At 66.6% G+C, this 22320-nt stretch carries 14 protein-coding genes; 8 read left to right on the top strand and 6 right to left on the bottom strand.

The genetic code is table 11. The annotated features are described in order from the left end of the window. Window positions 1-128: 128 nt before the first annotated feature. Window positions 129-2426 carry an NADP-dependent malic enzyme gene (locus tag ACFWP0_RS10655; RefSeq protein ID WP_377841815.1) on the bottom strand — a complete coding sequence of 766 codons (2298 nt, stop codon included), beginning with the start codon at window positions 2424-2426 and terminating at the stop codon, window positions 129-131. Between the two features lie 217 nt (window positions 2427-2643). Then, window positions 2644-5331, bottom strand: coding sequence for an alpha-ketoglutarate dehydrogenase (mdeB, locus tag ACFWP0_RS10650; RefSeq protein ID WP_377841881.1), 2688 nt, complete (start codon window positions 5329-5331; stop codon window positions 2644-2646). Between the two features lie 213 nt (window positions 5332-5544). On the opposite strand from mdeB, the gene ACFWP0_RS10645 reads away from it, so the two are divergent. After that, window positions 5545-7596, top strand: a complete 2052-nt coding sequence (locus tag ACFWP0_RS10645; RefSeq protein WP_377841813.1) for an OPT family oligopeptide transporter — start codon at window positions 5545-5547, stop codon at window positions 7594-7596. 63 nt (window positions 7597-7659) lie between these two features. Here the strand turns inward: ACFWP0_RS10645 and ACFWP0_RS10640 are convergent, their stop codons facing one another. The 4 genes from ACFWP0_RS10640 to ACFWP0_RS10625 form a co-directional block, all read right to left on the bottom strand. Beyond that, window positions 7660-8892 carry a M20 family metallopeptidase gene (locus ACFWP0_RS10640; protein ID WP_377841812.1) on the bottom strand — a complete coding sequence of 411 codons (1233 nt, stop codon included), beginning with the start codon at window positions 8890-8892 and terminating at the stop codon, window positions 7660-7662. 6 nt (window positions 8893-8898) lie between these two features. After that, the gene (locus ACFWP0_RS10635; RefSeq protein WP_377841810.1) at window positions 8899-10614 is read right to left on the bottom strand and encodes a hydantoinase/carbamoylase family amidase; all 1716 of its coding nucleotides are present in this window, start codon (window positions 10612-10614) and stop codon (window positions 8899-8901) included. Window positions 10615-10625: 11 nt separating this feature from the next. Next, window positions 10626-11570: an allantoinase PuuE gene (puuE, locus tag ACFWP0_RS10630; RefSeq protein ID WP_377841808.1), complete on the bottom strand. Its 945-nt coding sequence runs from the start codon at window positions 11568-11570 to the stop codon at window positions 10626-10628. 179 nt (window positions 11571-11749) lie between these two features. Next, window positions 11750-12766 (bottom strand): 1-aminocyclopropane-1-carboxylate deaminase, encoded by a 1017-nt coding sequence (locus tag ACFWP0_RS10625; protein WP_377841806.1) that lies wholly within the window; start codon window positions 12764-12766, stop codon window positions 11750-11752. A 194-nt stretch (window positions 12767-12960) separates the two neighbouring features. Between ACFWP0_RS10625 and ACFWP0_RS10620 the strand changes: the two genes are divergently transcribed. The 7 genes from ACFWP0_RS10620 to ACFWP0_RS10590 all read left to right on the top strand — a co-directional run bounded on the left by ACFWP0_RS10620 (window position 12961) and on the right by ACFWP0_RS10590 (window position 22292). After that, the gene (locus ACFWP0_RS10620) at window positions 12961-13431 is read left to right on the top strand and encodes an Lrp/AsnC family transcriptional regulator (RefSeq protein WP_377841805.1); all 471 of its coding nucleotides are present in this window, start codon (window positions 12961-12963) and stop codon (window positions 13429-13431) included. 328 nt (window positions 13432-13759) lie between these two features. After that, complete coding sequence (locus ACFWP0_RS10615; RefSeq protein ID WP_377841803.1) at window positions 13760-16627, top strand: 2-oxoglutarate dehydrogenase E1 component; 2868 nt, start codon at window positions 13760-13762, stop codon at window positions 16625-16627. Between the two features lie 103 nt (window positions 16628-16730). Then, a complete protein-coding gene (odhB, locus tag ACFWP0_RS10610; RefSeq protein ID WP_377841801.1) occupies window positions 16731-17960 on the top strand; it encodes a 2-oxoglutarate dehydrogenase complex dihydrolipoyllysine-residue succinyltransferase in 1230 nt (409 codons plus the stop codon). Between the two features lie 131 nt (window positions 17961-18091). Next, window positions 18092-19519, top strand: coding sequence for a dihydrolipoyl dehydrogenase (gene lpdA, locus ACFWP0_RS10605; RefSeq protein WP_377841799.1), 1428 nt, complete (start codon window positions 18092-18094; stop codon window positions 19517-19519). An 85-nt stretch (window positions 19520-19604) separates the two neighbouring features. Next, window positions 19605-20696, top strand: a complete 1092-nt coding sequence (zapE, locus tag ACFWP0_RS10600) for a cell division protein ZapE (RefSeq protein ID WP_377841797.1) — start codon at window positions 19605-19607, stop codon at window positions 20694-20696. 110 nt (window positions 20697-20806) lie between these two features. Beyond that, window positions 20807-21340, top strand: coding sequence for a sigma-70 family RNA polymerase sigma factor (locus ACFWP0_RS10595; protein WP_377841795.1), 534 nt, complete (start codon window positions 20807-20809; stop codon window positions 21338-21340). Further along, complete coding sequence (locus tag ACFWP0_RS10590; protein WP_377841794.1) at window positions 21333-22292, top strand: FecR domain-containing protein; 960 nt, start codon at window positions 21333-21335, stop codon at window positions 22290-22292. The genes ACFWP0_RS10595 and ACFWP0_RS10590 overlap by 8 nt, the downstream gene beginning before the upstream one ends. Window positions 22293-22320 lie beyond the last annotated feature (28 nt).

Below are 22320 nucleotides of genomic sequence, written 5' to 3'. Positions count from 1 at the left end.
TCTCCAGAAAAAGGACAAGCCCTGGTTTTACCATCTGCCGGCGTGGGCGCACTAGCGCGGACGGCTGACGCCCCGCAATGAAAACGGGCGCCCCGAAGGGCGCCCGCGGCGCTACGGACGTTGAGGCATCAACGACGCTTCTTGGCTTCTTCCGCGGCTTCCTGCTGCGCGTCCACCACCGCCAGCGCCGTCATGTTGACGATGCGGCGCACGGTGGCGCTGGTGGTCAGGATGTGCACGGGGCGCGCGGCGCCCAGCAGGATCGGACCCATCGCGACGCCGTTGCTGCCCGTCATCTTCAGCATGTTGTACGTGATGTTGCCGGTGTCCAGGTTCGGCATGACCAGCAGGTTGGCCGGACCCCGGAGCGTGCTGTCGGGGTAGGCCAGCACGCGGATCTTTTCCGACAGGGCGGCGTCGGCGTGCATTTCACCGTCGACTTCCAGGTCGGGCGCGCGGTCTTGCACCATCTGGCGCGCGGCGGCCATCTTGCGCGACGATTCCGTGACGCGGCTGCCGAAGTTGGAGTGCGACAGCAGGGCGATCTTGGGCACCACGCCAAAGCGCAGCATTTCGTCCGCGGCCTGGATGGTGATGCTGGCGACTTCCTCGGCCGTCGGGTTTTCGTTGACGTGCGTGTCGGTGACGAACAGCGTCTGGTCGGGCAGCATCAGCACGTTCAGGGCGGCGTAGGTCTGGCCTTCCTTCTTGCCGATGATTTCATCGACGTACTTAAGCTGGTTGTCGTATTTGCTGGCCACGCCGCAGAGCAGCGCGTCGGCGTCGCCGCGGCGCAGCAGCATCGCGCCGATCAGCGTGTTGTGCTTGCGGATCATCGCCTTGGCGATGGCCGGCGTCACGCCTTCGCGGCCCTTCAGCTGGTAGTACGCGTTCCAGGTTTCGTTGAAGCGGTTGTCGTCTTCCGGATCCACGATCTCGAAGTGCTGGCCGGCGATGAGGCGCAGGCCCGCCTTCTTGATGCGCATCTCGATGACGGCAGGGCGGCCGATCAGGATCGGGAACGCCAGCTTCTCGTCGGCCACGGTCTGCACCGCGCGCAGGACGCGCTCGTCTTCGCCGTCGGCGTAGATGACGCGCTTGGGCGCCTTCTTGGCCTGGGCGAACAGCGGACGCATCAGCTGGCCGGAGTGGTACACGAAGCCCATCAGTTTCTGGCGGTAGGCTTCGATGTCTTCGATCGGGCGGGCGGCCACGCCGGAGTCGGCGGCGGCTTGCGCCACGGCCGGGGCGATCTGGACGATCAGGCGCGGGTCGAAGGGCTTGGGGATGATGTAGTCCGGACCGAACGACAGTTCCTGGCCGGCGTAGGCGCGGGCCACTTCATCGTTCTGTTCGGCTTGCGCCAGTTCGGCGATGGCCTTCACGCAAGCCAGCTTCATTTCTTCCGTGATGCGCGAGGCGCCGGCATCCATGGCGCCGCGGAAGATGAAGGGGAAGCACAGCACGTTGTTGACCTGGTTCGGGTAGTCCGAACGGCCGGTCGCGATGATGCAGTCGGGGCGGGCGGCCTTGGCCACTTCCGGGCGGATTTCCGGTTCCGGGTTGGCCAGCGCCAGGATCAGCGGGCGGTCGGCCATGGTCTTGACCATGTCGCCGGTCAGCACGCCGGCGGTGGAGCAGCCCAGGAACACGTCGGCGCCGTTGACCACGTCGGCCAGCGTGCGCGCGTCGGTCTTTTGCGCGTAGCGCTTCTTGTTGGCTTCCATGTTTTCATCGCGGCCGTCCCAGATGACGCCGCGCGAGTCCACCACGTAGATGTTCTCGCGCTTGACGCCCAGGTGCACCAGCAGGTCCAGGCAGGCGATGGCGGCGGCGCCCGCGCCCGAGCAAGCCAGCTTGACCGCGCCGATGTCCTTGCCCACGACCTTCAGGCCGTTCAGGATGGCGGCCGACGAGATGATTGCGGTGCCGTGCTGGTCGTCGTGGAAGACGGGGATCTTCATGCGCTCGCGCAGCTTCTTCTCGATGTAGAAGCACTCGGGCGCCTTGATGTCCTCAAGGTTGACGCCGCCCAGCGTGGGCTCCAGCGCCGCGATGATGTCGACCAGCTTGTCCGGATCGTTCTCGGCCAGCTCGATGTCGAACACGTCGATGCCGGCGAACTTCTTGAACAGGCAGCCCTTGCCTTCCATCACGGGCTTGGCGGCCAGCGGGCCGATGTTGCCCAGGCCCAGCACGGCGGTGCCGTTGGTGATCACACCCACCAGGTTGCCGCGCGAGGTGTACTTGGAGGCCGCGTCGTCGCCCTGGTCGAAGATGGCCATGCAGGCCGCAGCCACGCCGGGCGAATAGGCCAGGGACAGGTCGTCCTGGTTGGCCAGCGTCTTGGTCGGCGTAACCGAGATTTTGCCGGGAGTGGGATAGGCGTGGTAATCCAACGCCATTTTGGTGAGAGTTTCGTCCATGGGATCGGGGCCTCAAAGGCACTAACTGAAAAAGAAACGGAGATGACAAAAGGCGGGCTCGCGGCCCGCCGTATTTTTTGCGAAATGCTTGGGGAACACCCGTATTTCACCAGAAAGCGCGCGTGCTTGGTTGCTGCAGTGCAGCGAGCATTCGCTTTTGATCAATAAGTGCGGCGATGCGGCCAGCCGGATGGACGAGGCCGGATCGGCGAGGCGGCTACAGCTCCCAGGGCGGCGTCTGGCGGCCGCCGGCGTTCAGCTTCTGGCGCAGCGCGCGGGCGTCGTCCTGCCGCTCCAGGCTGTCCAGCGCATACAGCACGATCCAGTCCGCGCTGACTTCGAAGAAGTCGCGAAGCTGGGCGCGGGTGTCGCTGCGGCCGAAGCCGTCGGTGCCCAGCGTGCGGTAGGGCGCGGGCACCCAGGCGCGGATCTGCTCGGGCACGGCGCGCACGTAGTCGCTGGCGGCGATCACCGGGGCGGCGCTTGCGCCCAGGCAGGCGCGCACCCAGTCGGAGTCTGCGCCGGCGTCCAGCCCCAGCACGCGGGCGCGCTCGGCCTGCCGGCCGTCGCGGGCCAGTTCGGAAAAGCTGGTCACGCTCCAGACCTCGGCGTCCACGCCATAGTCGTCGTGCAGGCGCGTGGCCGCCATTTCAGTCTCGCGCAGCATGGGGCCGGCGCCCAGCAGGCGCACCTGGGCCTGCTGGCGGGCCGGCCGCAGCCGGTACAGGCCGCGCAGGATTCCTTCGCGCACGGCGGGGTCCCGCGGCATGTCGGGCTGCGCCAGGTTTTCGTTGGTGACGGTCAGGTAGAAGAACTCGTCGCGCTGTTCGTCGAGCATGCGGCGCATGCCGTGTTCGACGATGACGGCGACTTCGTAGGCGTAGGCCGGGTCATAGGCGCGGCAATTCGGCACCGCGGCGGCCATGATGTGGCTGGAGCCGTCCTGGTGCTGCAGGCCTTCGCCGCCGAGGGTCGTGCGGCCCGAGGTCGCGCCGATGAGAAAGCCGCGCGTGCGCTGGTCGGCGGCGGCCCAGATCAGGTCGCCGATGCGCTGGAAGCCGAACATCGAGTAGTAGATGTAGAAGGGCAGCATCGGCAGGCCGTGGACCGAGTAGCTGGTTCCGGCGGCGGTCCACGACGAGATCGCGCCGGCCTCGGTGATGCCTTCTTCGAGGATCTGGCCGTCGCGGGCCTCGCGGTAGTAGAGCACCGAGCCGATGTCCTCGGGCTCGTAGAGCTGGCCCTGCGCCGAATAGATGCCGATCTGGCGAAACAGGTTGGCCATGCCGAAGGTGCGCGCCTCGTCCGCCACGATGGGCACGATGCGCGAGCCCACGGCGCCGTCCTTGAGCAGCGCCGTCAGCATGCGGACGATGGCCATGGTGGACGACATTTCCTTGCCGTCGGCGGCCAGCGCGAAGCGCGCCCAGTGTTCCGCGTCCGGCGGAGCCAGGCGCGGCGCCTGGGTGTTGCGCCGGGGGATGTGCCCGCCCAGCGCGGCGCGGCGCGCCTGCAGGTGGCGCATCTCGGCGCTGTCCTCGGCGGGGCGGTAGAACTTCAGCGCCAGGCAGTCGGCGTCCGATATCGGCAGCGCAAAGCGGTCGCGGAAGGCCAGCAGCGCCTCGTCGTCCAGCTTCTTCTGCTGATGGGTGGTCATCTTGCCCTGGCCCGCCGAGCCCATGCCGAAACCCTTCTTGGTTTGCGCCAGGATGACGGTGGGCTGGCCGCGGTGGCGGGCGGCGCGGTGGTAGGCGGCATGGATCTTCACCATGTCGTGGCCGCCTCGGTGCAGGCGGTCGATGGCTTCGTCGGACCAGTCGGCCACCAGGGCGGCCAGCTCGGGATTCTGGTTGAAGAAGTGGGCGCGGTTGAAGGCGCCGTCGTTGGCGGCGAAGGTCTGGAACTGGCCGTCCACGGTGTTGGCGAAGGCGCGCGCCAGCGCGCCGCCGGTGTCGCGCCGCAGCAGGGCGTCCCAGTCGCTGCCCCAGACCAGCTTGATGACGTTCCAGCCGGCGCCGGCGTACAGCGTTTCGAGTTCGTCGATGATGCGGCCGTTGCCGCGCACCGGGCCGTCCAGCCGCTGCAGGTTGCAGTTGACGACGAACACCAGGTTGTCGAGCTTCTCGCGCGCGGCCAGGGTCAGCGCCGCGATGGACTCGGGCTCGTCCATTTCGCCGTCGCCGAAGATGCCCCACACCTTGCGGTCTGCTTCGGGCACCAGCGAGCGGTGTTCCAGGTAGCGCATGAAGCGCGCCTGGTAGATGGCGTTGATGGGACCGATGCCCATGGAGCCCGTGGGGAACTGCCAGAAGTCGGGCATCAGCCAGGGGTGGGGATACGAGGACAGGCCGCGCAGGCCGCGGGCGGTCGCGGTGATCTCTTGCCGAAAGTGCGCCAGATCGTCTTCGGCCAGGAAGCCTTCCAGGTAGGCGCGGGCGTAGACGCCGGGCGCCGAATGCGGCTGCATGTAGACCAGGTCGCCCGGGCTGTCCGGCGTCTGCGCGCGGAAGAAATGGTTGAAGCCCACCTCGAACAGGTCGGCGGCCGACGCATAGCTGGCGATGTGGCCGCCCAGCTCGCCGTGGGCCTGGTTGGCGCGCACCACCATGGCCAGGGCGTTCCAGCGGTTGATGCGGGCGATGCGTTCCTCCACCGCCAGGTTGCCGGGGAAGGGCGGTTCCTGGTCGGCGGGGATGGTGTTCAGGTAGGCGGTGCGCGTCTGGCTGTTGGCGCGCAGGCCCAGCGACGCGGCGTGCCCCAGCAGGCTGTCCAGCACATAGCCGGCCCGGCCGGCCCCTTCGGCCTGGATCAGCGACTGCAGGGCATCGCGCCATTCGGCGGTTTCGGCGGGGTCGGCGTCGTGTTGGATCTCTTGCCCGGGCAGGGGCTGGCTGGCGTCGCGCATTGTGGTGTCGTCTCCTGTTTTACCGTCCATGCTAGACCCTTGCCCGTGGCATGAGTAATCAAAATCTTGGGTGGAATCCTCAAGTTTCAGCATAATCTGTTGTCGGGATTTCAGGCGACGGCAGGTTCTACCGCGGAATCGCGCTAACGGGTGGTGACCACGGGGTGGACTGTGAGGCGCTAGAATTCGCGGCTATCAGATAGGGAGAACTCCATGACCCAACCCATCCGCGTGCCCGCGGAGGTCACCTTGCCGGAACTGACGTTCCGCGGCGTCCTGCTGGGCGCCCTGATCACCGTCATCTTCACGGCCTCGAATGTGTTCCTGGGCTTGAAGGTCGGCCTGACGTTTTCGTCCGCCATCCCGGCGGCGGTGATCTCGATGTCCGTGCTGCGCCTGTTCAAGGACGCCAACATCCTTGAAAACAACATGGTGCAGACGCAGGCCTCGGCGGCCGGCACGCTGTCGTCCATCATCTTCATCCTGCCGGCGCTGGTCATGATGGGCCATTGGCAGGGCTTTCCGTTCTGGCAGACGCTGGGCATCTGCGCGGCCGGCGGCATGCTGGGCGTGATGTTCACGATCCCCCTGCGCCATGTGATGGTGGTGCAAAGCGACCTGCCGTATCCGGAGGGCGTCGCCGCGGCGGAGATCCTGCGGGTGGGCAGCGCCGAACGCGCGCAGGATGCTTCCGAAGCCGAGGGGCGGGCTCCCGCCAAGGCTGCCGCGACGGGCATGGGCGACATCGTCGCGGGCGGCGTGGCGGCGGCCGTGGTCAGCTTTGCCGCCAGCGGCCTGCGGGTGCTGGGCGACAGCGTCAGCGGCTGGTTCGCGCTGGGCGGCGCCGTGTTCCGGCTGCCTATGGGCTTTTCACTGGCGCTGCTGGGCGCGGGCTACCTGATCGGCATCGTCGCGGGCCTGGCCATGCTGACGGGCCTGATCATTTCGTGGGGCATCGCGGTGCCTATCCTGACCGCCATGGGCGACATGCCCGCTGGCCAGACGCTGGCGCAGTACGCCACGGGACTGTGGTCCTCGCAGGTGCGCTTCATCGGCGCGGGCGTGATCGGCGTGGGCGCAATCTGGACCCTGGCGACCCTGTTCGTGCCGATGGCGCGCGGGGTGAAGGCGTCGTTTTCGGCGTTGACCAAGGCGGGCGCCGCGCGCGCGGGCCAGGCGCCGCGCACCGAACGCGATATGTCCGCCGGCTGGATCTCGGCGGTCACGCTGGTGCTGGTGGCGGTGCTTGTCGTCACCTTCCAGGTGTTCCTGTCGGGCGTGCCGCTGTCGGCGGGCGCCATCTGGAAGCTGGTGGCCTACGCGGTGCTGTTCGCCTTCGTGTTCGGCTTCCTGGTGGCCGCCGCCTGCGGCTACATGGCGGGCCTGGTGGGGTCGTCGACCAGTCCGATCTCCGGCGTGGGCATCGTCGCCATCGTGCTGGTGTCTGTGCTGATGCTGGCGCTGGGCGGCGAGTTGCTGGCGGTGCAGAACGGCGTCCAGATGGCGATCGCCCTGGCTATCTTCAGCACGTCGGCCGTGGTGGCGGTTGCTTCCATTTCCAACGACAACCTGCAGGACCTGAAGACGGGATGGCTGGTGGGCGCCACCCCGTGGCGCCAGCAGGTGGCGCTGCTGATCGGCTGCGTGGTGGGCGCGGCGGTGATCTCGCCGGTGCTGGAGCTGCTGTACAACGCCTACGGCTTCGCGGATTCGATGCCGCGCGAGGGCATGGATCCGGCGCAGGCCCTGTCCGCGCCGCAGGCGACGCTGATGCTGGCGATTGCGCGCGGCATCTTCACCCATCAGCTGAACTGGACCATGATCCTGATCGGCATGGCCGTGGGCGTCGGCCTGATCGTGGCGGATGAAATCATGAAGCGCACCTGCCGCGTGGCGCGCATTCCGGTGCTGGCGGTGGGCATCGGCATCTACCTGCCGCCCACGGTCGCCGCGCCCATCGTGGCGGGCGCGGTGCTGGCCTGGCTGCTGGAAGGGGCCCTGCGCCGCCGGGCCGCCGCTGCCGGCCAGCCGTACGAGCAGTTCGCCGACGCGCCCAACCGGCGCGGCGTGCTGATCGCATCCGGCCTGATCGTGGGCGAGAGCCTGGTGGGCGTGCTGATGGCGGGCATCATCGGCGCCGCCGGCACCGAGGCGCCGCTGGCGATCGCGGGCGAGGGCTTTGCGCGGACGGCTTCCTTCCTTGGGCTTGCCGTCTTTGCGCTGGTGGCGGTGCTGTTCTGGCGCCGCGTGATGCGGCTGGCGTAATGAGGTGTCAGACACCCTTTGGAGCAAGGGTGTCTGACACCTGCCAAATCTGAAAGCCGCCCCTTAGACGGGCTTGAGCAGATCGGCCAGCGTGCGCGCGATGACCTTGGTGGCGCGGCGCAGGTCTTCCAGCGCTACGCGCTCGTCGCTGCGCTTGGCATGCGACTCCAGCACGGTGCGCGGGCCCGCGCCGTAGATCACGCCGGGGATGCCGGCTTCGGCGTACAGGCGCACGTCGGTGTAGAGCGGCGTGCCCATGGCGGGTATCGGTTCGCCAAACAGCTCCTGGCCGTGCTTCTGGATGGCTTGCACCAGGGGCTGGTTGCCGGGCAGGGGGCGCATGGAATTGGCCAGCAGCAGGCGCTTGATGTCGATGCCGATGCCCGGCGTCGAGGCGGCCGCCTCCTGGATGATGCGGCGGATGTCGGCCTCGACTTCGACGGCGTTTTCCTCGGGGATCATGCGCCGGTCGAGCTTGAAGCTCACCTTGCCCGGCACCACGTTGGTGTTGGTGCCGCCTTCGATGCGCCCGACGTTCAGGTACGGGTGGGAAATGCCCGGCACCTGGGAAGTGACCTGCTGGTACAGCGTGTTCTGCGCGTACAGGGCGTTGAGGATCTTGACGGCGCCTTGCAGCGCGTCCACGCCGCTGCTGGGGATGGCCGCGTGCGCCATCTTGCCGTGCACGGTCACCTCCATTTGCAGGCAGCCGTTGTGGGCCGTCACGACTTCATAGCTGAAGCCGGCCGCGATCATCAGGTCGGGCCTGGTCAGGCCCTGCTGAAGCAGCCAGCCCGGCCCCATCAACCCGCCGAATTCCTCGTCGTAGGTGAAATGCAATTCGATCGCGCCCTGGCCGGGCCTGGCCACGGCCTCCAGCGCGCGCACGGCGAACGTGAAGCTGGCGAAATCGCTCTTGCTGACGGCGGCGGCGCGCCCGTACAGGCTGCCGTCGTGGATCTCGGCGCCATAGGGGTCATGCGTCCAGCCGTCGCCGGGCGGGACCACGTCGCCATGGGCGTTGAGCGCGATGCGGCGCCCGCCGTCGCCGTATTCCCGGCGCACGATCAGGTTGGTGATGGATTGCATGCCGTAGTCGCGGACGTCCTGGGCAGGCACGGGGTGGGCCTCGGCCTGCATGCCGAAGCCTTGCAGCAGTTCCGCGGTGCGCTCGGCGTGAGGCGCATTGTTGCCGGGCGGCGTGTCGGTGGGCACGCGCACCAGGTCCTGCAGGAAGCGGACTTCTTCATCAAAATGGGCGTCAACCCAGGCGTCGAGTCGGGCGTAGTCAGTCATAGGGCTTCAGGTCGTCGTTTCATTGGCGAGCTCGTCCAGCAGGCCTTGCATCGCAAGCGCGGCCAACTGGATGTCGTCGCTGGTGGTGGATTCGCGGGGGTTGTGGCTGATGCCGGCGTTCTGGCCGCGCACGAACAGCATGGCCTGGGGCATGACCTCGTGCAGCTTCATGGCATCGTGGCCGGCGCCGCTGGGCATGCGGTGCACCGGCAGGCCCAGCGCATCGACCGCGCGTTCCCAGCGCTGCTGCCAGGCCGGGTCGCTGGGGGCGGCGGCGGCGCGCATCGTTTCTTCGAGCGCGTAGCGCAAGCCGCGCCGCCGGCAGATGGCGGCCAGCTCGGCCAGCACGTCATTGACCAGCGCGTCGCGCTGCGGATCGCTGGGGGCGCGCAGGTCCAGGCTGAAGCGGCATTCGCCCGGCACCACGTTGATGGATCCGCCAGGCACTTCTAGCATGCCGATGGTGCCCACGGAATCGGCGTCCTGCGCGGCGCGGCGCTCGACGAACAAGGCCAGCTCGGCCGCGGCGACGGCCGCGTCGCGGCGCCGGTCCATGGGCGTGGTGCCGGCGTGGCTGGCCATGCCGAAGATCTGCGCCTGGTAGCGCACGCTGCCGTTGATGGACGTGACGATGCCCAGCGGCAGCCCCAGCTCGTACAGCACCGGGCCTTGTTCGATGTGCACCTCGACAAAGCCCAGGTAGCGGGCGGGGTCGCGCCGCAGCTTCGGGATGTCGTCGATGCACAGCCCGGCGTGCGCCATGGCCTCGCGCATGGAGACGCCGTCGGCGTCCTTCTGGTCCAGCCATTCGGGCTTGAAGTCGCCGATCAGCGCGCCGGATCCGAGGAAGGTGGCGCGGTAGCGCTGGCCTTCCTCTTCGGCGAATCCGATCACTTCCAGGTCGAAGGGCAGGCGCCGGCCCTGGCGGTGCAACTCGCGCACGCAGGCCATGGGCACGAAGATCCCCAGCCTGCCGTCGTACTTGCCGCCGTTGCGCACGGTGTCGTAATGGCTGCCGGTCATGAGCGTGGGGGCGTCGGGCCGGGCCGCGCGGTAGCGGCCCACCACGTTGCCCACCGCGTCGACCGCGACTTCGTCAAAGCCGCAATCCCGCATCCAGTGCGAGATGCGCTGCGCGCAGGCGCGATGCGCGTCGGTCAGGTACGTGACGGTGAGCTGGCCTTTCTCGGCGTAGCCGGGATCGCTGTGCGCGCTGAGCCGCTCCTGCCAGTCCCAGATGTCGTTACCGAGCGCTGGCTCGCCGAAGCGCTCTTGCAGGCGCAGTTCGGCGGTGCGATGAAGGTGGCGCAGCGCTTCCTGCAACTCGGCGTCGGGCGGGTTGTCCAGCCGCCGCGCCAGGTCGTCCAGCAGTTCGCCGCCGTTTAGTTCGAGGCCGCGCGCGCCGCGCGGGGCGGCCACGAACGGAAACCCGAACCGGGCCGAGTAGTCGCCGTTCTGCTGAGCCAGGCGGCCCGCTTCTTCGGGGGAGCATTGCGGCAACGCCGCCAGCTCGGGCTGCGCGCGCAACAGCGCCAGCCGGTCGTCGGGGCTCGCGGCGTCCACGGCCTCGCGCAGGCGCTGGCGCAGGTCGGCAAGCGAGCGGAAAGGACGCGACCGGACGGCGTGCGCCGCCACCCAGGGGGCGTGCTCGTACAGGCCGCCGAGCAGGGCCTGCGCCTCGGCAGGCGGCGCGGCATTGAGTTGGGCTACGGTGTGGGTCATGTTCGTCCTGTTCAACTGGCGGGAGAATAGGGATGGGCGGTTTTCCAGTGCCGGGCGATGTCCAGCCGGCGGCATACCCACACGCGGTCGTGGCGCGCGATGTGGTCCAGGAAGCGTTGCAGCGCGGTGATGCGTCCGGGCCGGCCCAGCAGGCGGCAGTGCATGCCGATGCTGAGCATCTTGGGCGCTTCGTCGCCCTCGGCGTAGAGCGCGTCGAAGCTGTCCTTCAGGTACTGGAAGAACGGCTCGGCGTGCGAGTAGCCTTGCGGCAGCGCAAAGCGCATGTCGTTGCAGTCCAGGGTATAGGGCACGATGAGCTGGGGCACGACCGAGCCGTCGGTCTTTTGCACCTGCATCCAGAAGGGCAGGTCGTCGCCGTAGTAGTCGCTGTCGTACTCGAAGCCGCCGTAGTCCGCCACCAGCCGCCGCGTGCGGGGGCTGTCCCGGCCGGTGTACCAGCCCAGCGGGCGCGAGCCGGTCAGCTTGGCGATGGCGTCCATGCCCAGGCGCATGTGTTCGCGCTCGGTGGCCTCGTCCACGTTCTGGTAGTGGATCCAGCGCCACCCGTGGCACGCGATCTCGTGGCCCAGTTCCGTGAATGCGGCCGCCAGTTCAGGGTGGCGCTGAAGCGCCATGCCGACGCCGAAGACGGTCAGCGGCAATTGCCGTTTCTCGAATTCGCGCAGGATGCGCCATACGCCGGCCCGCGATCCGTACTCGTAGATGCCTTCCATGCTGATGTGCCGCTCCGGATAGCTGGCCGGGTTGAACATTTCCGACAGGAACTGCTCGGACCCCGGGTCTCCGTGGAGCACGCTGTTTTCGCCGCCTTCCTCGTAATTCAGCACGAATTGCACGGCGATGCGCGCATTGCCCGGCCATCGCGCGTGGGGCGGATTGCGTCCGTAGCCGATCAGGTCGCGGGGGTAGGGCAGGGTGGTGTCGTAGGATGTCATGGGCAGGGGCGGGAGCCGGACGCGCGGGTTGCTGGGCGGACTCAACAATAACGGTAAAGCCATTTCGTGTATACAATTTATGTACATCAGAATGGGTGCCGCGCACCATCGGCGATTCCCCTAGGCCCGGCCTTTAGCGCAGGTCGCCGCAGGGCCAGCCCACGGCGCCGAATCCGCCCTTATCCGTTGCGGTAGAGAAAGCTGTAGGCGTTGATCGCCGGCACCCCTCCCAGGTGCGCATACAGGACCTTCGAGCCTGCCGGAATTTCTTCTTTCCGGATGATGTCCATCATGCCCTGCATCGATTTCCCTTCGTACACCGGGTCGGTCATCATGCCTTCGAGGCGCGCGCAGCTGCGGATGGCCTCGTTGGTTTCGGCCGAGGGCAGGCCATAGGCCGGGTAGGCGTAGCGCGTGTCCAGGACCACATCCTGGTCCTCGATCGCTTTTTCCAACCCCACCAGGTCGGCGGTGCGCCGCGCGATGCGCAGGATCTGGGCACGGGTCTGGTCCGGGGTGGCCGAGGCGTCGATGCCGATGACGCGGTCCGCGCGCCCATCGGCCGCAAAGCCCACCACCATGCCCGCCTGCGTGCTGCCGGTGACGGCGCACACGAAGATGTAGTCGAACTTGAATCCCAGCGCGGCCTCCTGGCGCCGCACTTCCTCGGCGAAGCCCACGTAGCCCAGCCCGCCCAGTTCATGGTCCGACGCGCCGGCAGGAATCGCGTAGGGCTTGCCGCCGCGCCGCCTCACGTCTTCCAGCGCCTCTTCCCAGCTGCGCCGAAAGCCGATGTCGAAGCCCTGGTCCACCAGACGCACGTCTGCGCCCATGAGGCGGCTCATCATGATGTTGCCGACGCGGTCATAGACCGCGTCCGAATAGTCCACCCAGTTTTCCTGGACCAGCACGCAGGCCAGCCCCAGCTTGGCGGCCACGGCCGCCACCATGCGCGTGTGGTTGGACTGGATGCCGCCGATGGTCACCAGCGTGTCGCAGCCTTGCTCCAGCGCCTGCGGGATCAGGTACTCCAGCTTGCGCAGCTTGTTGCCGCCGAACGCCAGGCCGCTGTTGCAGTCCTCGCGCTTGGCGTAGATCTCGACCTTGCCGCCCAGGTGCGCGGAGAGGCGGTCGAGCTTTTCGATCGGGGTGTCGCCGAAGGTCAGGCGATGACGGGGAAAACGTTGCAGATCCATGGGGACTCCTGATGGGTTTTCTTCGGGCCGGCCGCAAGGCGCGGGTGGGAAAAATCATAGGAATCTCAAGGTTGCACGGTCAATTGCGTATTTTTTTAATCTATTAAATTTAAAGTTTTAGATTGCGTCGCCATTGGATTTATTATTTCGACCAGAAAAAATAATGCGAAATTAAATTTTTAGGGACGCATCTTATGACCGCCATTTCGACGCTCGACCGCATCGACCGCCAGATCCTGCGGGTCCTGCAGGAGGACGCGCAGATCACCAACCTGGACCTGAGCGGGCGCGTCCACCTGAGCCCCGCGGCCTGCCTGCGGCGGGTCGAGAAACTCAAGAGCGAAGGCATCATCAGGAAGACGGTGGCCTTGCTGGAACCCGCCGAGGTGGACATGGCCACCCTGGTCATCGTGGGCGTGGTGCTGGACCGCTCCACGCCCGAGTCCTTCACCGACTTCGAAGAGGCGGCGCGCGGCATCAGCGGCTGCCTGGAATGCCATCTGGTGGCAGGGGAATTCGACTACTTCCTGATGCTGCGCATACGCGATCTGGAACGCTTCAACAAGCTGCATGCGGGCGAGATCATCAAGCTGCCCGGCGTACGCCAGATCCGCACCTTTTTCGTGCTCAAAGAGATCCTGTCGACGACCGCGCTGCCGGTGTGACGAGGCTAATGCGCAACACCCGTATTTGGGCGCGTTGAAAATGACGCGCTGCGGCATTATCGAATGGCAGAAATTGCGGGCGCGTAGACGGCGAATTGGACGGGGTTCGCTGGACATTCCAATGCAGCATGACAGCATTCCGAAAGGGCTTTTGCGTCACGGAAAAGCAAGAAGACGTCCGTAAACTCAAAGGGTTATACTCTTGTCCCATACGGCTTTTAAGGCTTGTACGCGCCTTCTGCCCCTGCTATCCGCTAAACGGGAAGCCCGTGTCGCGGAAGGTTTTCCTGCATCGTGTCGAGTGAAGCACTCGTAAAGGTGAAGCGATATGTCTTCGGAAATAGAATCTCTATCCACGTCTTATCTCTTTGGGGGTAACGCCCCGTATGTTGAGGAGCTTTACGAAGCCTACCTCGACAATCCCGGTTCGGTTCCTGACAATTGGCGCGAGTACTTCGACCAGTTGCAGCACGCTCCCGCAACCGACGGCCAGGAATCCACTCGCGACCAGGCCCACGCTCCCATCGTCGAATCGTTTGCCCAGCGCGCCAAGGCCAATGCCTTCGTGCAACGCTCGGCCGAACCCGACCTGAGCGTCGCCAGCAAGCAGGTTTCGGTGCAGTCGCTGATCGCCGCCTACCGCTCGCTGGGTTCGCGCTGGGCCGACCTGGATCCGCTCAAGCGCCAGGAACGTCCCCCGATTCCGGAACTCGATCCCGCCTTCTACGGCCTGACCGAAGCCGACCTGGACCAGACCTACTCGGCCACCAACACCTACTTCACGACCGCCAGCACCATGACGCTGCGCGACATCCTGAAGGCGCTGCGCGACACGTATTGCCGCAGCATCGGTGCCGAATTCACGCACATCTCCGACCCCGCCGCCAAGCGCTGGATCCAGGAACGCCTGGAAACCACCCTGGGCGCGCCTGCCTACTCGACCGCGGAAAAGCGCCACATCCTGCAGCAGCTGACCGAGTCCGAAGGGCTCGAGCGCTTCCTGCACACCAAGTACGTCGGCCAGAAGCGCTTCTCGCTGGAAGGCGGCGAAAGCTTCATCGCCTCGATGGACGAAGTGGTGAACCACGCCGGTGAAAACGGCGTCCAGGAAATCGTGGTCGGCATGGCCCACCGCGGCCGCCTGAACCTGCTCGTGAACATCATGGGCAAGATGCCCGGCGACCTGTTCGCCGAGTTCGAAGGCAAGCACGCCGAAGGCCTGACCGACGGCGACGTGAAGTACCACAACGGCTTCTCGAGCGACCTGTCCACCCGTGGCGGCCCGGTCCACCTGTCGCTGGCGTTCAACCCGTCCCACCTGGAAATCGTCAACCCCGTGGTCGAAGGCAGCGTGCGCGCCCGCCAGGAACGCCGCGGCGACGCCGAAGGCAAGCAAGTGCTGCCGGTGCTGGTGCACGGCGACGCGGCCTTCGCCGGCCAGGGCGTGGTCATGGAAACCCTGAACCTGGCGCAGACCCGCGGCTACGGCACGGGCGGCACGCTGCACATCGTCATCAACAACCAGATCGGCTTCACCACGTCCGACCCGCGCGACTCGCGTTCGACGCTGTATTGCACCGACGTGGTCAAGATGATCGAAGCCCCGGTGTTCCACGTCAACGGCGACGATCCCGAAGCCGTGGTGTTCGTCACCAAGCTGGCGCTGGACTACCGCCTGCAATTCCGTCACGACATCGTCGTGGATATCGTTTGCTTCCGCAAGCTGGGCCACAACGAGCAAGACACCCCGTCGCTGACGCAGCCCCTGATGTACAAGCGCATCGGCCATCACCCCGGCACGCGCAAACTGTACGCCGACAAGCTGACCACGCAAGGCGTGCTGGCCGAAGGCGAAGCCGATCAGCTCGTCAAGGACTACCGCCAGCTGATGGAAGACGGCCAGCGCACCATCGAACCGGTGCTGACCGACTACAAGAGCAAGTACGCCATCGACTGGTCGCCGTTCCTGGGCGCCAAGTGGACCGACCAGGCCGACACCGCCGTGCCGCTGGCCGAGCTCAAGCGCGTCGGCGAACGCATCACGACGGTTCCGGAAGGCTTCACGGTGCACCCGCTGGTCGCCAAGCTGCTGAACGACCGCCGCACCATGGCCAAGGGCGAAATGAACCTGGACTGGGGCATGGGCGAACACCTCGCCTTCGCGACCCTGGTGTCCTCGGGCTACGCCATCCGCATCACCGGCCAGGACTCGGGCCGCGGCACGTTCACGCACCGCCACGCCGTGCTGCACGACCAGAACCGCGAACGCTGGAACGACGGCACCTACATTCCGCTGCAGAACGTGTCGGAAGGCCAGGCCCCGTTCACCGTGATCGACTCCGTGCTGTCCGAAGAGGCCGTGCTGGCGTTTGAATACGGCTACTCCAGCGCCGAGCCCAACACGCTGACCATCTGGGAAGGCCAGTTCGGCGACTTCGTCAACGGCGCCCAGGTCGTGATCGACCAGTTCATCAGCTCCGGCGAAGCCAAGTGGGGCCGCCAGTCGGGCCTGACCCTGATGCTGCCGCACGGCTACGAAGGCCAGGGCCCCGAGCACTCGTCGGGCCGCATCGAGCGCTTCCTGCAGCTGTGCGCCGACAACAACATGCAAGTGGTCCAGCCGACCTCGGCCTCGCAGATCTTCCACGTTCTGCGCCGCCAGATGATCCGTCCGTTCCGCAAGCCGCTGGTGCTGTTCACGCCGAAGTCGCTGCTGCGCAACAAGGACGCGGGTTCGCCCCTGACCGATCTGGCCGGCGGCAGCTTCCGCCCGGTGATCGGCGAGGTCGACGATGCCATCGACGCCGGCAAGGTCAAGCGCGTGCTGGCTTGCTCGGGCAAGGTGTACTACGACTTGGTCAACGCCCGCCGCGAGCGCGGCGCCGACAACGTCGCCATCATCCGTGTCGAGCAGCTCTATCCGTTTGCGCACAAGTCGTTCGAAACGGAACTGCGCAAGTACCCGAAGGCTACCGAGGTGATCTGGGTTCAGGACGAGCCGCAGAACCAAGGCGCCTGGTTCTACGTTCAGCATCACGTGTACGAGAACATGGTCGAAGGCCAGAAGCTGGGCTACGCAGGCCGCGCCGCTTCGGCATCGCCGGCCGTGGGCTACCTGGCCAAGCACCAGGAACAGCAGAAGGCCCTGATCGAAACGGCTTTCGCGCCCAAGTTCAAGGTCATGTTGACGAAGTAACCTTTACTTGATGCACGCGCCGCGGGCGGCAAGCGTTCAGGAACCCCGTTTCGAACCTTGCCGCGCCGCGTGACCAGAACTCACTCTTTACGGAATAAACAAAATGGCTATCACCGACGTCGTCGTTCCCCAACTTTCCGAATCCGTTTCCGAAGCGACCCTGCTGACCTGGAAGAAGCAGCCCGGCGCTGCCGTCGAAGCGGACGAAATCCTGATCGAAGTCGAAACCGACAAGGTCGTGCTGGAAGTGCCCGCGCCCGCCTCGGGCGTGCTGGCTGAAATCGTCAAGGGCGACGGCAGCACCGTCACCTCCGGCGAAATCCTGGCCCGTATCGACACCGCCGGCAAGGCCGCAGCTGCCGCGACCGCGCCCGCCGAAGCCCCCAAGGCTGCCGAGCAAGCCGCTGCCGCTCCGGCCGCCGCGCCCGCCTCGTCGGCCGCCGCCGGCGTGGCTTCGCCCGCTGCCGCCAAGATCCTGGCCGAGAAGGGCGTTGACGCTGCTTCCGTGGCCGGCACCGGCCGCGACGGCCGCGTGACCAAGGGCGACGCCCTGGCCGCCGGCGCTCCCGCCGCCAAGGCCGCCCCGGCCAAGGCCCCGGCCGCTCCCGCCCCGACCACGCTGTCCCTGGACGGCCGTCCGGAACAGCGCGTGCCGATGAGCCGCCTGCGCGCCCGCATCGCCGAGCGTCTGCTGCAATCGCAGCAGGAAAACGCGATCCTGACCACGTTCAACGAAGTGAACATGCAGGCGGTCATCGATCTGCGCAGCAAGTACAAGGACAAGTTCGAAAAGGAACACGGCATCAAGCTGGGCTTCATGTCGTTCTTCGTCAAGGCCGCCGTTGCCGCGCTGAAGAAGTACCCGCTGATCAACGCCTCGATCGACGGCAAGGACATCATCTATCACGGCTACTTCGACATCGGCATCGCTGTCGGCAGCCCGCGTGGCCTGGTGGTGCCGATCTTGCGCAACGCCGACCAGCTGTCCATCGCTGAAATCGAAAAGACCATCGCCGACTTTGGCCGCCGCGCCGCTGACGGCAAGCTGGGCATTGAAGAAATGACCGGCGGCACGTTCTCGATCTCCAACGGCGGCGTGTTCGGCTCGATGCTGTCGACCCCGATCATCAACCCGCCGCAATCGGCCATCCTGGGCGTTCACGCCACCAAGGACCGCGCCGTCGTCGAAAACGGCCAGATCGTCATCCGCCCGATGAACTACCTGGCGCTGTCCTACGACCACCGCATCATCGACGGCCGCGAAGCCGTGCTGGGCCTGGTCGCCATGAAGGACGCCCTGGAAGATCCGCAGCGCCTGTTGCTGGACCTGTAATCTCGACGCCCCTGGCGGCGCCGCGCGCGACCTTCCGGTCCCGCGGCGCCCCGGCCGGCTCCTGGCCGGCCTGCAGCCTGTAAGCGCTGGGCAGGGCGTGCTCCACCCAATACCTCATACGCGAGAACACTATGTCCAAACAATTTGACGTCGTCGTCATCGGCGCGGGCCCCGGCGGCTACATCGCCGCCATCCGCGCCGCGCAGCTCGGCATGTCGGTGGCGTGCATCGACGCCTGGCAGAACGGCCAAGGCGGCCCGGCTCCCGGCGGCACCTGCACCAACGTCGGCTGCATCCCGTCCAAGGCGCTGCTGCAATCGTCGGAACACTTCGAGCAAGTCAACCACCACTTCGCCGACCATGGCATCGAAGTCAAGGGCGTGAGCCTGAAGCTCGACACGCTAATCGGCCGCAAGAACACGGTGGTCAAGCAGAACAACGACGGCATCCTGTACCTGTTCAAGAAGAACAAGGTCACCTTCTTCCACGGCAAGGGCGAGTTCACCGGCCAAGTGGAAGGCGGCTGGGCCATCAAGGTCACCGGCACCGCCGAGGAAGACCTGGTCGCCAAGCACGTCGTGGTGGCGACCGGCTCGTCGGCGCGCGAGCTGCCCGGCCTGCCGTTCGACGAAAAGGTCGTGCTGTCCAACGACGGCGCGCTGAACATCGGCGCCGTGCCCAAGACGCTGGGCGTGATCGGCGCCGGCGTGATCGGCCTGGAAATGGGCAGCGTGTGGCGCCGCCTGGGCTCCGACGTCACGATCCTGGAAGCGATGCCGGAATTCCTGGCCGCCGCCGACGCGCAAGTAGCCAAGGAAGCCCTGAAGGCCTTCACCAAGCAAGGCCTGAACATCCAGATGGGCGTGAAGATCGGCGAGATCAAGGCGACCGCCAAGTCCGTGACCGTGCCCTACGTCGACGCCAAGGGCGCCGAGCAGAAGCTGGTCGTGGACAAGCTGATCGTCTCGATCGGCCGCGTGCCCTACACCGGCGGCCTGAACGCCGACGCCGTGGGCCTGAAGCTGGACGAACGCGGCTTCGTGGCCGTGGACGGCGACTGCAAGACCAACCTGCCGAACGTCTGGGCAGTGGGCGACGTGGTGCGCGGCCCGATGCTGGCGCACAAGGCCGAGGAAGAGGGCGTGGCGGTTGCCGAGCGCATCGCCGGCCAGCATGGCCACGTCAACTTCGACACCGTGCCGTGGGTCATCTACACGTCGCCGGAAATCGCCTGGGTGGGCAAGACCGAGCAGCAGCTCAAGGCCGAAGGCCGCGAGTACAAGGCCGGCAGCTTCCCCTTCCTGGCCAACGGCCGCGCCCGCGCGCTGGGCGACACCACTGGGTTTGCCAAGGTGATCGCCGACGCCAAGACCGACGAGGTCCTGGGCGTGCACATCGTGGGTCCGATGGCCTCGGAGCTGATCTCGGAAGCCGTGACCATCATGGAATTCCGCGGCGCCGCCGAAGACATCGCCCGCATCTGCCACGCGCACCCGACCCTGTCGGAAGCCGTGAAGGAAGCCGCTCTGGCCGTGGACAAGCGCGCGCTGAACTTCTAAGCGTCCTTGACCTGAGCAAGACAGGGGCGGGTTCAAGGACCCGCCCTTTTTTCATTTTGGTTGATGAGCTGGTTGACCTGATTCCATGAACGTCCGCGAATACTACGAACACGCCCTCGCCGAACGCGGCTATAAGCCCGATGCCGCCCAGAAGCTGGCCATCGACCGCTTGCAGCGCTACTACGACGAATGGATCAAGTTCAAGTCGATGCGCTCGAACGCGCTGAAAAAGCTGCTGAGCCGCCCCGATGTTCCGCGCGGCGTGTATTTGTGGGGCGGCGTGGGCCGCGGCAAGAGCTTCCTGATGGATGCCTTCTACGCCACCGTGCCAGTGGTTCGCAAGACCCGCCTGCACTTTCACGAGTTCATGCGCGGCGTGCATCGCGAGCTGGAAGAAGTGAAGGGCACGCAGGATCCGCTGGATGAAGTGGCCAGGCGGGTGGCCAAGCGCTATCGCCTGATCTGCTTCGACGAGTTCCACGTGTCCGACGTGGCCGACGCCATGATCCTGCACCGCTTGCTGTTAAAGCTGTTCGAGTACGGCACGTCCTTCGTGATGACATCCAACTACGAGCCGTCCACGCTGTACACCGACGGCCTGCACCGCGACCGCGTGCTGCCGGCCATTGCGCTGATCCAGTCGCGCATGGATGTCATGAACGTGGACGCCGGCGTGGACTATCGCCGCCGTTCGCTCGAACAGGTGCAGTGCTTTCACACGCCGCTGGACGAGCACGCCCAGGAGGCGCTGCAAGCCGCCTTCAACAGCCTGGCCGACACGCCGCCGCAAGATCCCGTGCTGCACATCGAGCACCGCGAGATCCGCGCGCTGGCGCTGGCGGGGTCGGTGGTGTGGTTTGATTTCGCCACGCTGTGCGGCGGTCCCCGTTCGCAGAACGACTATCTGGAGCTGGCCAACCGCTTCCATGCGGTGATCCTGTCCGGCGTGCCGAAGATGGGGCCGCGGCAGGCCTCCGAGGCGCGCCGCTTCACCTGGCTGATCGACGTGTTCTACGACCACCGGGTCAAGCTCATCATGTCCGCCGAATGCGAGCCCGAAGAGATCTACACCGAGGGCGCGCTGGCCAACGAGTTCCATCGCACGGTGTCGCGCATCCTGGAAATGCAGTCGCGCGAATACCTGGAGTCCGAGCGTCGGCTGACCGTGACGTTGTAGTTATGCCGCATCCGGCCGGTTTGCGCCGGCGGGATGCGCATATGATTAGTAATGCAAGTCATTATCAATTAAGATTTTGGGACTTTTGGTCAAGCGCCGCAGTCTCAACCGTGTCCTCCAGCCTTATTTCTTCATCGGCCCCGTGCGTTGACGCCCCGGTCGCGCCCGTCGATGGCTTGTACCGCGATCACCGCCCCTGGCTGTTCGGGTGGCTGCGCCGCAAGCTAGGCTGCGAGCATCGCGCCGAAGACCTGGCGCAGGATGTGTTCGTCAGGGTGATCCAGGGCCGCAAGGCGGTGCGCGCCCACGAAGCGCGCGCGCTGTTGACCACGATCGCCAAGGGGCTGGTGGTGGACCACCAGCGCCACGCCGCGCTGGAACATGCCTACCTGGCCTATCTGGCCGCCATGCCCGAATCCTATGCGCCGTCGCCCGAGACGCAGGCCGAACAGCTGCAGTCGCTGATGCAGCTCGATCGCCTGCTGGCCGGGCTGCCGCCCAAGGCGCGGTCGGCCTTTCTGCTGTCGCAGCTCGACGGCCTTACCTATCCCCAGATCGCCGAACGCCTGGACGTGTCCTTGAGTTCGGTGCAGCAGTACATGGTGCGAGCGATGTCCGCCTGCTATGAGGCGTTCTATGCATAACGCCGCCGACGGCATGCCGCCGGACCCGGTCGTGCGCGAGGCGATTGCCTGGTGGGCCAAGCTGCAATCCGGCCTGGCCGACGCGCGCGACCGGGAATCCTGTAGCGCCTGGCTGGCGCAGGACCCGGCGCATCGCCTGGCCTGGGACCGCCTGCAGGCCATCGGCCGGGATGCGCGCCGGGTGCCGGCGGCGCTGGCGCATGCCGCGCTGAATGCGCCGGCCTCGCGCGGCCGGCGCGCCGCGCTGCGCAGCCTGCTGGCCGTCGCCGGCGTGGCCGCGACCGGCTGGACGGGCTACCGCCATGCGCCCTGGCAGCGCTTGGCGGCGGACTTCAGCACCAGCGTGGGAGAGCGGCGCCCGGTGGCGCTGGCCGACGGTCTGCACATCACCCTGAACAGCGACACCGCCGTGCGCGTGAACGTGAGCGGCAATGCGCGCGGCATCGACCTCTTGCGCGGCGAGGTGCTGGTGCAGGCCGAGCCGCGCCCCGGCGTCGAGGCGCTGCGCGTGGACACGGGCTATGGAGAGCTGCGGGTCGAGCGGGCGCGTTTCGATCTGCGCCGCACCGGCAGCGGTTCGCGCCTGGGCGTATACGAAGGCAGCGTGGCCTTGCTGCGCAATGGCGTGCTGACGCATGTGAATGCGGGAGAGCGCCTGGCCTATGCGGATGAGGGCGATGTCAGCCGCCGTGCCTCGGACCCGGACCGCCTGGCGTGGGTGGACGGCATGGTGGTGGCCAAGGATTGGCGCCTGGACGATTTCGCCGAGCATCTGGCGCGCCAGCGCGTGGGGGTGATCCGGGTCGACCCGGCTGTGGCGCCATTGCGCCTGTCCGGCGTCTTTCCGCTGGATGATGCCGAGCGTGCGCTCAAGGCGCTGGAGCCCGCCTTGCCGATCGTCGTCACGCGGCACACGCAGTACTGGCTGCAGGTCGGGCCTCGCGAGATCTGACCGTTACAAAATTCCTGGCCGACGCATT

It is taken from the genome of Achromobacter sp. NPDC058515, from assembly GCF_042721735.1.
In the GTDB taxonomy this organism is placed as follows: Bacteria; Pseudomonadota; Gammaproteobacteria; order Burkholderiales; family Burkholderiaceae_B; genus Achromobacter.
Note: the sequence above shows the minus strand (reverse complement) of the source record. Positions and strands in the feature narration are given on the sequence as shown.